Below are 15,409 nucleotides of genomic sequence, written 5' to 3'. Positions count from 1 at the left end.
TTTTTGTTGTGAAATAGCTTGTGGGACTGAGTTGTTTTGAAACACTAAAATTGCCTGAGAGGAAGTAGCCTTCAGGTAAACAATTCTATCGATATTTGTGTAGCAAGCGTTTCAAATTTATCGGATAACTGAAACAATAGGCTATCTAAACCCAATACCCTTGGGTTAGTGATATTCAGTGTTTGGAGATCCCCCCAACCCCCTTAAAAAAGGTGGCTAATACCCCCTTGAGGGGATCTTAACTGAACCTTATTGTATCTAAACCAGTAAATATTCCCATTAGACAATTTAATAGTCTGGAGTTTGACCTTGCAATGCACTGATATTGCTTTGTGAATTTAGTTTGGTGAAAAACAAGCAAAATTGTTACCTACCTTGATTAGTACAAGAGCTTCTAACCACCAAGGCAATTGTGCATATCAATTGAGTGATTCTACAGACCTAAATTAAAGAATTACTTACATAATCAAAGCCAGACTTTGATTTTTCTAAATTGGAAAATTTCGGTAAGACTGTCAATATTAATCCGGTACTTAGACGTACAAAGACTATTAAATATTGGCAGAAAATTAGGATACAGCCAAAATAAACTTCCAAACCGCCAACAACAATTGATTAAAGAGATATACAGCCATGCATAACGAGCATCATTCCTCAAAATTGCAGCGATCGCAAGAACTTTTAGTAACTACTGTGTTAGGAGATATCCCTACACTATTTCTGGGGTCAAAGTTGCGTAATTGGGGATATCGTAGTATTTTTGCCCATATAGGCAGCCCAGTTTATATTCAAAATGGCGTTGAATTTATCGGCACTTCTTGTATTGAAATTGGCAATGGAGTATATATTTTCAAGGGTGTGCGGATGGATGCTAGAGGACACAAAAATAATAAAATTCATCTAGGAAACAGAGTCGCTATTGAACGTAACGTTGATATAGGGTCTTTGGAAGATACGTATATACATATTGATGAAGACACCTTCATTGCTCCTAACGTCTGTATTGAGGGGCCAGGAGACATTAAAATTGGTAAACACTGTATGATTGCTGCCCACTCAGGGATATATGCCAATAATCATAATTTTGCCGATCCGATGGAGCCGATTAAATATCAAGGTGTAACTCGCAAGGGAATTGTGATTGAGGATGATTGTTGGCTAGGGCATGGAGTGACAGTATTAGATGGCGTTACCATCGGTAAAGGCAGTGTAATTGGTGCAGGAGCCGTAGTCAATAAAGATATTCCTCCTTTCTCCATTGCTGTAGGCACACCTGCACGAGTCATTAAAAACCGAATTACCAAGGATATAGCAAATTAATTCTCCTATTAGACTTTTTTCAGGAGTTAGCCAAAAATACCCAGTGTGGTTTATTTAGTGGGCATAGAGATTTCCCAAATTCCTTGAGTTCCACCGTATTCCAGAACATAAATCTTATTGCCAATAATCTCCGAATCAATAGGATTGCTGAAATCTTTGACAATGCGTTTAGCCTGAAGTCGATAGTTATCAGTTCCTACTTTAGTTAAGTTCAAATGCAGCAAATCTTGGCTGGGATCTTTAAAAGGGCCTGGTAGTGTTTCGCCAGTGGGATCGCCTGGTGTCCAACTCAATACGAATCCATCTCTGTTGAATTCAGGACTCATTACTCCTTGTGTATCAAAAACTAAACCCAAAGGAGAACGGTGTGTTGTAAAAGTACTCAAGGTTAGCCCAAGAACACTGGCGTCTTTGACTTTGCCATCTAGAGGATCGCGGAAACTATCTGCGTCTGGCCCAGAATTAGAAATTGGTTCAGTCAAGGTTATATTAGGCCGAACAGGAAAGCTTGGATCGTTACGATAATAGCCCCTTTGAACCGCATTAAATAGGGGGCTTAACAACCGGTCATTGGCAGGATTATAGTTGGGGAATTGTTGTGGATTATCTGCCCCACCTATACGCCAAGGAAAGCCGTAATGACGGCCTATACGTAGCCAATTTAATTCTTCTGACATATCGCGATCGGGGCCATTTTCTGTGCCAAACAAATCCCCATTGGACGCAAAAGCCATATCGAAAGTATTGCGTATTCCTTCTGCAAAAATATAGCCAGCTGTCTTTAAAGTCGCTCGATTGTTTGCAAGAAATTGATTTGGGATATAAGTAGGAATGCGGAGTATACAGGCGGTTAATCCTACTTCGCGAGTATTGGGATATAGACCCCCAGCAGATTGAACCTCACCATGATCGGTACGAGAACCGCTATTCACATAGATAAAATTACCACCTGGGCTAACAATTACACCATTGAAGCGGTGGTCATAGGCTGTTCTACTTTTAGGATACCCTGCACTCTGAGCCAAGATAGACCAGGTACGCTCTCCTGTACCTGAGTTAATTACACCTTTAACAATAATTCCTTTGGTCTGGTCATTTACAAGGTCTGCATTGCCAACCAAATAAATTGTCCCGTTAAGACCAATTGCCATACCTTGAGTTTCACCTACGTTATGATTACTAAAGTTGTAGACAAGTGTACTAGTAGAGGAGGCTAAATTAACTCGATAAATCTCACCATTTCGTTTGAGGTAATAGAGAGTATTGTTTCGTGGATCTTTTACAATCCGAATAGAAGGAGAAACCGATGACGTAGATATAATATTGCGAATCTTAATATCAGAACGCAGAGCTTGAGGTGCAGCATTTACTAAGGTAGTTTCATTATTTAATAGAAATATTGTAAACAACAGTATTTTGGCAACAAAAAAGCACCGTTTGAAAGCGAACTTATCGGTAAATCTGCGTTGAACGTCGTTGGATAATTTAGTGTTATTCATTATTTCCAGGATAATTTCAGATGATTTTGTGGCTAAATCTTTTTGCTGAAGAAAAAAGCTTTAGAGATTAGTTACAGGGTGAAATGAGCAATGGGTAATGACTTGTAAATAGTCTCTTAGGTAGATGAACAAAAATATTTACAGTCATTGCGAGCGGAGCAAAGCAATCCCAGCCCTTGCGGTTGCTTCTCTACGAGACGCTACGCGAACATTACGCTTTGCTGCATTCGCAATGACATTGTGTAATCAATTATGTTTATTTACTTATTGGGTAAGGGGGGCACGTTGCCGTGTTTCCCTAGCCACGAGGAAAGTAAATATTTTGTCCAGCTACTTATGCAAAACTGACCCCTAGCGTATAAGAAATATCAGATCCAGTGCTGCTGCCAGAGAAAACTCCGCCATCTTGAGGGAAGAAAGGAAATTGGCTCACTGAAATTGAGTACGTACCTGCACCCAGGAAACTGGTGATTAATGACCCATTACCATCACCATCATCATCATCAAATTCGAGTAAAGTTCCAGCATTGTCAAACACTCCGAGAACTGTATCTCCCGATGTCGCTGTACTGATAGTGACAGTTCCTGAATTTGCTAGAGAAAATCTAAAAAAGTCGAAATCGGCATTGCCACTTGGTTGAACTGCTGCGATTTGGGCTGAAAGATTAACGTTTGAGCCTGATGATAAAGAACCCAACCCTTCAGCACTGTCCAGTGTGTTGTTTGTACCTTCTCCAGCATTTTCCCGCTCATAGAAAAGGAAGTCATCACTATCAAGTCTGAGATTGTTTCTCCCCTGTAAAATAGCTATAATCTCATCTGGCTCTGCTTCCGGTTTGTCTGAGAATATTCGTGTGTTAGTTCCAACAACTTGCAGTCGGTAGTCCTGTAAAGCTCCTTTGAGTTCAATTCGATCTTGGCTAGAGTCGAAGTCACTAATAGTAGCCAAGTCCCCAAAACCAGGATTCACAGTGTTGTTATCGTCGTAGAAAATATTTATAGCGTCCCCAAGGATAAATCTATCTACCCCAGCCCCGCCAGTCAAGCTATCAGTTTCCCCTAATCCAGGTGGAAGCAGACTACCAGGAAAAACACCGATAAGAATGTCGTTTCCAGACCCACCATTGAGTGTGTCATTGCCGGGTCCGCCTTGTAGGCTATCATTGCCGTCCTCACCATTGAGGATATCATTGCCGTTATTACCGTCTAGCGTGTCATTGCCTGTTCTTCCATTCAAAGTGTTATTAAAAGTATTACCAAAAACGAAGTTGTTAAGACTGTTGCCTGTACCGTTTATGGCGTTACTGATGGGGTTAACTTCCCTCAGTCTCAGGTTCTCCAGATTAGCGCCGAGTGTGTAGGTGACAGAAGACCGGACAGTATCTGTGCCTGAATTCGTAACCTCTGTAATGGTATCAAGAACACTGTCAATGATGTAAGTGTCGTCGCCTTCTCCGCCATTTAAAGTGTCAGTACCCAAGCCGCCATCAAGTGTGTCAGCGCCATTCTTACCAAATAATTGGTTATTTTGATTGTCGCCAACAATACTGTCATTTGCATTTGTGCCGATGACATCATCAAAGTTGACTACAGTAAATGGCAATGTTCCCAAACCAGGAACGTTATTGGCAGCCAAACTTTGAGTTTGAAGGTTAACGGTGATAGATACTCCTGGCAAAGATTGGGATGCATCTATGGTGTTGTTGGCAACATTAGCATTAGCAATAATCGTTTCTACTTTAAAGAGTTGGTCTTGCCCCAATCCCCCAGCTTTGACAATAGTTCCGACACCTGACAAGGTTATTTGACCTAGTTGCCTGTAGTCTGCGGTATCAATGCCATCTCCGCCATCAATGCTGTCGTTACCCTGACTGCCTATGAAGGTGTCTGTGCCTGCACCACCGTTTAGAGTGTCGTTTCCTGTACCCCCATCAAGTGTGTCATTGCCATCTCCACCACTTAGACTGTCATTTAATGTCCCACCTGCGAGGGAATCGTTACCAGCTAGACCATTCAAGGTATCGTTACCGGAGGTACTATTGGCATCACCCCCACTAGCCCAACCAACTATCGTGTCATTAGCCGCAGTTCCGTTTCTCGTGTCAGGACCTGTAGTGCCAAAAATAAATGCCATGTTATCTATCCTAAATTTCTCAGTAAGTCTACGTAAGTTCAGCCGCAATCAAAAAAATTATCAGCTGTGGATTCCACTTAGTGTGGATTCCACTTGGAATACTACAATAATTAGTATAAATTTAAACATTAATTTAACAAAACTTTATATGGCGCTCTTGTCAATTTTAAATTAGTAGAGTAAGGGAACCAATGCTCTGTTTGTGAGAAAACACCAAAACCTGTTTGTTCTATGCAAATTAAATGTGTTATGGTCTAGCAGCGATGTGTCTAGATTAGGAAACCTCTGCCGTCAGCTAACGTCACAAGAGTAAACAGTCTCCGAGTTCCTTACCAGAGTTATCTAAAAAAGGGACGAGATTTGGGTAATATAAAGGAGCTATCTTTTCTGCTTGGCAGATACTGAGAGAAAGTTTTTTTGTCATACCCGTTGGAGATATTTCTATGCTGACTTTAAAAATCGCTGTTTATATTGTTGTTGCCTTCTTTGTAACTATCTTCGTCTTCGGATTTTTGTCGAACGATCCAGCTCGTAACCCCGGTCGTCGGGATTTAGAGTAAAAGGTCGATAAAGCTCCATGACTCCGGAAGGCGGAAGATACCAAACGCCACAGAAACTTGCTACCCAAAAGGTAGTAAGTTTCGTTTTCCGGGTAGCTTGCTACAGGTAACAGAAGGCGATAGTCGGAAGGCAAAATATATAATTCATCCTTCCGTCATTTCGCTGTTTGTTAGCTCGATTTTGCTCAAATATGCTTCATCCAGTTCTGCCGCCCGATCCGCCTCCTATTCTCGAACCTTTACAACCTGCAAATCCGGTCTCATTTACTAATGATATAAAGTCTCCTGTAGAGACTCGGATGAGGATGCAGGAAAACAAATCCAAGCAGCACAAGGATTTGGCTCAAGTAGCGATCGCAGGTGACACTAAGAATTATTCGCGTCTACCAACTCCTAGTAAACCAACTCCAGATGAGTTGGTAGTCGCCGAAACTTTGTCTGCACCCAATCCGCCAGAAACCTTCCCACCAGAATTTTCTCCCCTCACCGCTTCTAAAAGTGCTGCGATTTTGGGGGAGTCGGTGGAAGTTGGTTATCCGATGGAGGAGGTTAAACCCTCTAATCGCCAAAATAAAAAAGTCACACAAATGGAGTTGCCCAAAGTTGTCGAAGCGCCGGAAGCTGGCGCTCTTAACTTCGGGAGGTTCTCGATCTTGAAGCAAGTGGCAGGGGAAGACGCAAAGAAAAGTCCGGGCGCTGGCGCTCCTCAATCCCCACGTCCTCTTCAAATTGCCCCAAGTGTCATAAATAGCAACAAGTTATTCGAGTCCAAGGGAGAAATTTTAGCTGAGAAGTTAACCCAACAAGAACAGCAAAGCGATATTACTGCACAACTGTCTTTGCAAGAAGTCAATATCTCTGTATCTGCTGCTGATCTGGCACCAAGTTCTCAATCAGTACAAAATTTTATAAAATTCAAGTCTCGCAATCTGACAGACCAACCCTCAGCGCCCATCACTATAAAGTTCAAGTCCCCAATCCAACAAACCCAAGCTCCAACATCTACACCACAAATAGACACCACCAATCAACCACAAGGTCAATCATCTGGTACAACTGCGCCCACTAGCACCCCGCCAGTCAAGCCGAGAATTGTAGAAGTCACTTCAGATCAGCAGGAGTATGACGAGCGACGGCGAATTATCACAGCTGTTGGTAATGTGGTTGTGCGATTTGATGGAGCGGTGGTAGATGCCGATCGCCTGCAAGTCAATTTGGATAACTTGATTGCTGCGGGAGAAGGTAATGTAACTTTAACACGGGGCGATCAGGTACTGCGTGGACAACGCTTTACCTATAACTTTGTTCAAGATAGTGGGGAACTGCAAAATGGTAGCGGAGAAATTTACGTACCCTCATCACAAACAGATTTTGCTTTTTTACCCACCGATGTAACAGCTGGTGGAGTATCAAAACGCCCGCCAAGCGATCGCATTACAGCCAATCAGCCCATTTCAGGTGTGAGCAGCCCTGGAGGAATAGATGCGACATTTGGTGGTCAAGCCGGTGCTAGCAATATTCCGGGATCAACAACGGGGGGTGCAGTCAATCGGCTCAGGTTTGAAGCCCAACAGATTGACTTTTATCCGCAAGGCTGGCAAGCAAGGAATGTCCGGATCACCAATGACCCTTTTTCGCCGCCAGAGCTAGAGTTACGGGCAGATAAAGTAACTCTGACACGGGAGACACCCTTGGTAGACCGGATCAGGACACAGCGACAGCGTTTGGTATTCGATCAAAGTCTTTCCTTACCAATTCCGGTGGATCAGCAGACCATTGACCGCCGGGAGCGCGATGTTACACCTGCAATAGTCTCCCCCGGCTATGATGGAGAGGATCGGGGTGGCTTGTATGTTGAGCGGGGCTTTCCGCTAGTCACCACAGACAAGACACGCTGGACAATCACGCCCCAGTTATTAGTACAAAGAGCTGTGCAAGAAGGCACGAGTGACTTAGGCGCAGTGTTTGGTGTGAAAACAAAAATAAATTCTGTTTTGAGTTCCCGGACGGTAGTTCAGGGAACTGCGGAGTTAACCAGTTTTAACTTGAATAAGGTAGAAGAAAATTTACGGGTGAATTTGGGATTGCGCCAGACATTGGGCGATCGCCTTCCCCATACTTTGAATCTACAATATAACTACCGCGATCGCCTCTACAACGGTACTCTCGGCTTTCAAACTGTGCAGAGCAGTCTGGGTGGCATTATTACCTCTCCTGTGATTCCTTTAGGAAAGAGTGGCATCAACCTTAGCTATCAGGCAAGCGCTCAATATATCGATGCCAACACTGATCGCCAAGACTTGCTAGAACCATTGCGGGAAAACGATCGCATCTCACTAGGTCGTTTACAAGGCAGCGCTGCCCTCAGTAGTGGGGTATTACTATGGCAGGGTAAACCATTGCCACGCACTGCTACTGAGGGATTACGATACACGGCTAATCCTGTAGTTCCTTACTTGCAAGCGATCGCTGGTCTCACTGGCACTACTAGTTATTACACCAACGGGGATAATCAAAGCAATCTGATCGGTACAATTGGTTTACTAGGGCAAATTGGTCATTTTTCTCGACCCTTTTTAGACTATACCGCTTTTAATATCAGTTACTCTCAAGGCTTAAATAACGGATTATCGCCCTTTTTGTTTGATCGCTCCGTTGATAACCAAGTGTTGAGCGCTGGAATTACACAGCAAATCTATGGGCCTCTTCGCTTAGGCTTTCAAACATCTGTTAACTTGGATACTGGTAAAGCAACTAGCACCGACTACATTTTGGAATATAGCCGCCGCACCTATGGCATCACCTTACGTTACAATCCAGTTCTAGAGTTGGGCGGCTTCAGTGTGCGAATTAGTGATTTTAACTGGGGTGGCGGCACTGATCCATTTTCTGATGTTAAGTCAGTAGTGGGCGGCGTCCAACAAGACAATTAGTAACATCCGGTAGGGACACAATATTGTTTATTCATTAGACCTCTTGCAAAAGTCCTTCTTTTCGCTTTCTTCTTTGCGCCTTTGCGTGAGACAAAGAATTATTTATGCAAGAGGTCTACTGACTATGAGCTATTACCCCAAACCTCGGAGATATTGATTGAGCAACCACACAGACCAATTCATCCAAGTCGATCGGCTTGCATAAATACATCTGAATGTCGAACTCACATTAAATTACACTCAGAGAAATTAAGTATTGTTATTTACTCTGGAATTCAGAGAAAAAACAATTAAGCTCTGTGTTGTACATCACTTCTGTACAAGTAATTACAGGTAAATAAAATGAGCAAAAGTTTGCAAGAAATCACTGATGCTTGGGGACATTGGATGGGTAACAAGTATTCTGGTTCTGGTGGAGTAAAGTTTACTGCCAGCACTAACTAATGAACTATCTCAGGTACAAGATTTTGTTCTTCCTGTGAGTAAAGGACAGCCAGCACTGTTTTCTGGTGACTGATAGAACAGGAAAAATTTTTATAGTCAAGTTGGGAAAAGCAACTTTAACTTGCTCTAAAACTTGTTGTATTTCCGGTTCTGTTAATAGCATTGCTTTTTCCTCTAAGAAAATAAACAAGGGTGGCGTATAACCACCCTTTTAAATTGAAGATTTAGCTATATTAATTTAATTTTATACCTTCTAAAAATTCTACTTGCTGCGGTGTGGCTTCTCTTGCCTCATATATCCCAGGAGTAAACCACATTCTCCACACGTCAGCCCACATAAAATCTAGTCCTACTGCTGCTGCGGCTTTCTCATCCTCCTATCGCCTATCATCCAACTTTTGGTTAAATCCAAATCAAAATCAATACTAGCCCTAAATATCATCCCTGCCCCAGGCTTACGAAACTTGAATTTATCCTCTAAGAATTTACTATCTAATGTGTAATAAGCTACTTTTACAGCACCATTTCTAGTGACTCGATAACATATAAAGCCTTTCATATCTGGACAGAAATAAATTGCTTCAAGCTGGGGGATTAATTCAAGAGTATAGTGCTGTTCAGCGATCGCATCTTCAATACTCTTTAATGGCTTTCCAGTATCACGGTTGATGGTGTCACAGCCGCCTTGATTTGTAATCCCAATGATTGTGTATCCTTGGGCTGTAACTTGATTGCTGGACTTCTCAATTATGAACTTGCTCTGTTTTCTTGATTCGTGCAAGAGGTCTAGTGCATCGCTGCGCTCAACCCTCAGCCGTCGAGAGTTGAGCGTAGTCGAAACTCGGTTTACTGGTACTTTATTTTCATCCAAGTCCCTAATCTATGGAATAAAAATTACATTTTCTCAAATAGTCCTGATTTTGTCTTCAATTAGCTAAAGTTTATTTACGAGTTTATAAGTTGGTTAATAACTTTATAGTCTTGCTCAACAAGGTTATTGAGATGTTAATTTTACTTGATTTTAAGCAAGTGTTTGGGTTTTTATAATACAACGGAGAGTCTTCCACAGGAGAAGTATGAGTGGCAACTTTTATCACTCGAACTTCTCTGTGCGTTGCTCTTATCTTGGGCGTCCCAATGTAGTAATATATAGCGCAGCTTCATCAGCAGGAATACCCAAAACTTCATTTACTTGGTTATCAAAGAATCCACCAATACCACTAACGCCTACATTCAGGTACATTGCGGCTAAATTCAGGCGTTGTCCTAAATGACCAGCATCCATGTGTAAATAACGGTAAACGCGATCGCCATATTGAGCGATCGCAGCTTTCAGATCGGCTGTATGAAATAGCACTGCTGCTGCATCCCGCCCTAATTCTTGCCCCAAACAGAGAAAATGTAACTCTCGCCGAAAGTTTTTAAACCGAATTTGGCGTAATTCTTGGGCTTTGGGTGCGTAATAGTAACAACCGGCTTCTAGTCCTTTGACTCCGCAAACAGCAATAAATGTTTCTATTAAATTCAAATCAAAGTAGTCTGGAGAAATATCTAAACTTTGGTCGATGTAATTTTGCGGTTGGTAAGTAAAATCAAGTAAACTTTTCAATTCATCGAAGCTTAAATCGTCACCATTGTAAGCGCGGGTAGAACGTCGCTTGTACATAGTGATTTCCAACTCTGACAGCTTTCGTCCCCATTCTATAGGCGCGGTGGTGGTGGGAATTTTCAAACAAAAAGGAAAGTTGTATTTATCCTCCAAAGATTTTTCTTGTTTAATAGTTGGTAGATTAAGATTACCAGTTATACCTGATTTGATCTGGGTGTGTTGATGGAAATATGTCAGCAGTTCGCCATCGGGAATTTCAGGATAACTGGTTTCGGTGGCGGAAGGTAAAGCAGTACATCCCAACGGTAAATTTTGATTGATATCTAACAAGTCTGCCAGAGGTAAAATAGCGATCGCACCTTCTTGTTGTGGATCGATATAAAGCAGATTATTGACCGATTCATCCACAAAACCGCCGATTAAGTGGGGGCGATAATCAGTAATCGCACTAGCTAATTCAATATTACCCAACAGATGCCCCGTATCTAGAAAAATCCGGCGGTAAGCCCGATCTTCATAGCGCCACGCAGAACGATAGAAAACCGCAGTGACAATAATTGCCAGTTGAGTATTTTCTAGAGCAGAATGCCAGAAACAAGCTGCTTGTAAACTTTGCCAAACGTCACTTTCCCAATAATGCATCAGAGAATGAGTCCGACACTGGTAGTTATACAAACCAGGTGGCAATAACGACGTGCCACGGGAAACCACATAGACTTCGGCAGGGTATAATCCGCCTGCACTGGGAGCAGCCCGTAAATACACCGCACTACCCATAGAAGGCATTTTCGCCGTCAATCCATAGCTACGAAACAGCAACCGCGAAAGTCTTTGCCACCATTGAGCATCTGGATTATTAGCATAAGCCTCTGGTTTTTCTTGAATGTAGGGTTTGAGATCAAAAGTAGAGCCAATTTTGTATTCTTTAAAAGGCGCTGGCTGTTTAGCCCAGTCTAACTGCTGATTTTTGGAGGCTAGAGTCTCAGGGTCGTATTTAGTCCGTTCGTGGTAATGTTGAGCAATTGATTGGTGTAATTCTGGCATAGTACTTTTAATATCCTTGGGGCATCCTTTTTTTTGATCTTGCCATTCATTAGCCTCATTATTTCGTGTTAATTAGTACAAACTTCAGAGTCAAAAATGGTAATTGGTAACTGAAGTATGGGAAAATGGCCTCTTGCCTGATTAACGCATCTATGCAATCCGCCCATAATGGGCTGTGACAGGATTAGCTGGATTGGATTGATTATTCAGCCAAGCCCACATTTGATCGCCAATGGAAAAATGCCACCACTCTCTGGGATTGCGTTGAAACCCGGCTTTTAACATTACATCCCGCAATAGCTGACGGTGAGCGTGATGCTTTTGTGCTTCTGAGCGATCGCTATTGCCATAATAATTGGGATGCGATCGCTCTGACATTTCATCCATCGGCGAACCCATATTCACTATTTGCCCTGCATCGTCTACCAGTGTCACATCCACCGCCGCACCTGTACTGTGAGGAGGGGGGGTTTTTTCATCTAAACTTGGTACAGCCCAAATTGCATAAACTGCTTCCCAAATCTCTTGGCGCTGATTTGATGATAACTCCACCTCAGTAAGTTTCCTATCCCTCACCGCTTGGGCAAAGCTGTAATCTACCATAAACTGCTGGACTGCGATCGGGCGATAGGCATCAAAAATTTGGATACGCCAGTTGCGATGCAAAACATCAAGATAACTTTGCGCTTGGATCAAATTTTCAATTACACTTTGGCGGAGACAATAAGGAGAGCGATCGCCATAAGGTGCACCCAACTTTTTATAAGGATGGGGAGATTCCACCGCAAACAATTTCAAAGGAATCTCTATTAGCGGTTCACCACACTCAAAAATCGGGATTTGATGATAAGGTCTCATCTAGTCAGCTACAAAGGACTTACGGATTTTAACGCAAGCATAGCATTGTGCGTAACGAGTCTCTTATTCCTTTATGTCCTTTGCGCCTCTGCGTGCAATACCAATTAGTAAACCAAAAACTTTTTTTCTAAAGGGCGATCGCTAATAATCTGCTAAGTAGGTAGGCACAAACAAACCTAACTATATGACAAAATGTAAATCGTCCAAAACCCCTGCGATTGCTTCTCTACGAGACGCTACGCGAACACTTCGCTTTGCTCCGCTCGCAATGACATAGTGATAAATTTCCCCGGACACTTACTTACGTATACAAAGTTAATCACATAAGGTACATCATAGTCCCCTCTCGAAGAGCCTACGGTGTACACACAAGTCCTTTCGTTCAGAACACAAGTCTTTTTGTCCAGAACACAAGCCTTTTCGTTCAGAACACAAGTCCTTTCGTTCAGAACACAAGTCCTTTCGTCCAGAACACAAGTCCTTTCGTCCAGAACACAAGTCCTTTCGTCCAGAACACAAGTCCTTTCGTCCAGAACACAAGTCCTTTCGTCCAGAACACAAGTCCTTTCGTCCAGAACACAAGTTCTTTCGTCCAGAACACAAGTCCTTTCGTCCAGAACACATATTATTACAAGTTGCCAAGATAGATATTTTATTTCTTCTTTAATTAAAGTAAGGAATTATATCATGTCCGTTTCGTTTGATTACTTATTAAACCCGCAGAACCCCACCCCGCCTGCGAGCCTACGGTGTACACACAAGTCCTAAAAACCTAACTTGATAAGGCTTTCCTCGTTCCCAGGCTCCGCCTGGGAATGCCTTCATTGAGTCTCTGGCTCAATGTCTAACTGGAGGCAGCAGCCCCTAATCAGCCATTCCCATGCAGAGCATGGGAACGAGAGAACGAGAGAACGAGAGAACGAGAGAACGAGAGAACAATGAATGGGAAATTGAGCTTTTATTGATTTTATTATGATAAATAATTGTAAATTAGGCGGATAATGAATGCGATCGCACTTTAATTCAGATATAAATCCTAAAGTAAAAATTTAGGCGATCGCCAAATCATAATGTAAAACCAAGATTTCATCTGCTCTCAGAGTCGCCATTGCATATTCATAGCCTTGGGTATCAGCAAACTCGACTAAATAATGATCTTCCTCTTCTTGCTCATATACTTCTACAATTGTCCCAACTTGTCCACTGGGTAAACTTTTGATAAAACTATAATCTTCTTCCAGCAGTTGTAATCTCTCAATTGGAATCGGCTTAAGTGTAGCAATAATATCCAGAAGTTTAACTTTTTTCATTTAACTTCAGAAATGCAGTAATCAAACGTGGATAAGGATTTTTAGCGGTAGTTTCCCAGATTGTCCGCAGCCTGATTCCGTCTGTATCAGGTACTATCCAATCTACCTTACTTAAACTGTTGACCAAATTAACGGTTTGTTTTTTTTAATTACGAATTACGAATTATTTTAATGCTCAATCAAAATCAAACACCCTTATTAGATACCTTAAAAGCCAATGCAGCACGTCCTCACGCTCCCTTTTACACGCCAGGACATAAGCGAGGCGTGGGTATTGCTCAACCCTTGGCTGATTTACTTGGTACAAAAATCTTTCGCGCTGATTTAACAGAACTAGCAGATTTAGATAATCTCTTTGCACCTCAAGGCGTTATTCAAGAAGCACAACAACTAGCGGCTGAGGTATTTGGCGCTTCGCAAACATGGTTTCTTGTCAATGGTTCTACCTGCGGTGTTGAAGCAGCAATTCTCGCTACCTGTGGGACGGGTGATAAAATCATTTTGCCTCGCAATGTACATTCTTCTGCGATCGCTGGTTTAATTCTCTCTGGTGCAATCCCAATTTTTCTCAATCCTGAATATGACCCAGTTTTAGATATTGCCCACAGCATCACGCCTAACGCTGTACAATCTGCACTGCAACAACATCCAGACGCCAAAGCAGTATTGACAGTTTATCCAACATATTACGGCGTTTGCGGAGATTTGAGTGCGATCGCCAACATTACCCATCAATATAATATCCCTCTACTTGTAGATGAGGCACACGGCGCGCACTTCGCCTTTCATCCAGAATTACCCACTCCCGCCTTAGCCGCAGGTGCTGATTTAACTGTACAATCCATCCATAAAGTACTTGGTGCAATGACACAAGCATCAATGCTGCATGTCCAAGGTAATAGGATAGATTGCGATCGCATCAGTAAAGCTTTGCAGCTTGTACAATCTACCAGTCCTAGTTATTTACTTTTAGCTTCTTTAGATGCAGCCCGTCAGCAAATGGCACTCCACGGCAAGATGCTGATGTCTCGGACTTTGCAACTTGCTAATGAAGCTAGAACCAGAATCAGCCGAATTCCTGGATTATCAATTTTGCCTCAGTTGGGGGGATCTCCCGGCTTTGTGGCTTTAGATAAAACACGACTAACTGTAACTGTTTCTGGTTTAGGCTTAACTGGATTTGAAGCAGATGAAATTCTTGATGAGAAATTTGCTGTCACTGCTGAATTCGCCTCACTGCAACATCTCACCTTTATCATTAGTTTGGGCAACACCTCAGCCGATATTGAGCAATTAGTGCAAAGTTTTACCACCCTTGCCACAGAATATCGCCGAACCAACTTGACTCTTAACAACCATATCTGGCAGAATCTCGTAAGTACAGTGAGTCATGGTTTACATCTCTCTCCCCGTGAAGCCTTTTTTGCTGTCAGTGAAATACTACCTTTGACACAAACTAGTAAACGCATCTGTGCCGAAATCGTCTGTCCCTATCCCCCAGGAATTCCCGTGTTAATGCCGGGAGAAGTCATTACCAAACCCGTCCTTGACTATCTGCAACAAATCCAGGCGATGGGAGGATTTATCAGTGGTTGCAATGACACAAGCCTCAAAACTTTGAAAGTGGTGAAGATTTGATTCTCTTCCTCCTAATAAAACTCCTTTGAAACCTCGTTTCCAGCCTCTGGCTGGAAATGC

Annotated in this window: 10 protein-coding genes; 4 read left to right on the top strand and 6 right to left on the bottom strand. The window is 42.5% G+C overall.

All coding sequences use genetic code 11. From position 1 onward, the window contains the following. The first annotated feature begins 633 nt into the window (after positions 1-633). Positions 634-1,320: an acyltransferase gene (locus F8S12_RS22225; protein ID WP_196518429.1), complete on the top strand. Its 687-nt coding sequence runs from the start codon at positions 634-636 to the stop codon at positions 1,318-1,320. Between the two features lie 50 nt (positions 1,321-1,370). Here the strand turns inward: F8S12_RS22225 and F8S12_RS22220 are convergent, their stop codons facing one another. Both F8S12_RS22220 and F8S12_RS22215 read right to left on the bottom strand, forming a co-directional pair. Further along, positions 1,371-2,819 (bottom strand): PQQ-dependent sugar dehydrogenase, encoded by a 1,449-nt coding sequence (locus tag F8S12_RS22220; protein WP_196518428.1) that lies wholly within the window; start codon positions 2,817-2,819, stop codon positions 1,371-1,373. A gap of 334 nt (positions 2,820-3,153) precedes the next feature. Continuing rightward, positions 3,154-4,953 carry a calcium-binding protein gene (locus F8S12_RS22215; RefSeq protein ID WP_196518427.1) on the bottom strand — a complete coding sequence of 600 codons (1,800 nt, stop codon included), beginning with the start codon at positions 4,951-4,953 and terminating at the stop codon, positions 3,154-3,156. A 443-nt stretch (positions 4,954-5,396) separates the two neighbouring features. Between F8S12_RS22215 and F8S12_RS22210 the strand changes: the two genes are divergently transcribed. Together F8S12_RS22210 and F8S12_RS22205 are read left to right on the top strand one after the other, a co-directional pair. Next, positions 5,397-5,513 carry a photosystem II reaction center protein I gene (locus F8S12_RS22210; protein ID WP_015114068.1) on the top strand — a complete coding sequence of 39 codons (117 nt, stop codon included), beginning with the start codon at positions 5,397-5,399 and terminating at the stop codon, positions 5,511-5,513. Positions 5,514-5,704: 191 nt separating this feature from the next. Beyond that, a complete protein-coding gene (locus F8S12_RS22205) occupies positions 5,705-8,446 on the top strand; it encodes a DUF3769 domain-containing protein (RefSeq protein ID WP_196518426.1) in 2,742 nt (913 codons plus the stop codon). A gap of 793 nt (positions 8,447-9,239) precedes the next feature. On the opposite strand, the gene F8S12_RS40835 is transcribed toward F8S12_RS22205, so the two are convergent. The 4 genes from F8S12_RS40835 to F8S12_RS22180 form a co-directional block, all read right to left on the bottom strand. Continuing rightward, positions 9,240-9,761, bottom strand: a complete 522-nt coding sequence (locus tag F8S12_RS40835) for a hypothetical protein (RefSeq protein WP_230968190.1) — start codon at positions 9,759-9,761, stop codon at positions 9,240-9,242. Positions 9,762-10,010: 249 nt separating this feature from the next. Beyond that, entirely contained in the window at positions 10,011-11,543 is a 1,533-nt protein-coding gene (locus F8S12_RS22190; RefSeq protein WP_196518424.1) for a SagB/ThcOx family dehydrogenase, read from the bottom strand. 150 nt (positions 11,544-11,693) lie between these two features. Next, positions 11,694-12,401: a M15 family metallopeptidase gene (locus F8S12_RS22185; protein WP_196518423.1), complete on the bottom strand. Its 708-nt coding sequence runs from the start codon at positions 12,399-12,401 to the stop codon at positions 11,694-11,696. Between the two features lie 1,049 nt (positions 12,402-13,450). After that, entirely contained in the window at positions 13,451-13,711 is a 261-nt protein-coding gene (locus tag F8S12_RS22180) for a DUF4926 domain-containing protein (protein WP_196516140.1), read from the bottom strand. A gap of 171 nt (positions 13,712-13,882) precedes the next feature. On the opposite strand from F8S12_RS22180, the gene F8S12_RS22175 reads away from it, so the two are divergent. Next, the gene (locus F8S12_RS22175; RefSeq protein WP_196516141.1) at positions 13,883-15,349 is read left to right on the top strand and encodes an aminotransferase class I/II-fold pyridoxal phosphate-dependent enzyme; all 1,467 of its coding nucleotides are present in this window, start codon (positions 13,883-13,885) and stop codon (positions 15,347-15,349) included. The last annotated feature ends 60 nt before the right edge of the window (positions 15,350-15,409 follow it).

The organism is Nostoc sp. WHI (assembly GCF_015714725.1).
In the GTDB taxonomy this organism is placed as follows: domain Bacteria; phylum Cyanobacteriota; class Cyanobacteriia; order Cyanobacteriales; family Nostocaceae; genus Nostoc.
The sequence above is the reverse complement of the archived record's forward strand: the minus strand, read 5'-3'. Positions and strand labels throughout refer to the sequence as shown.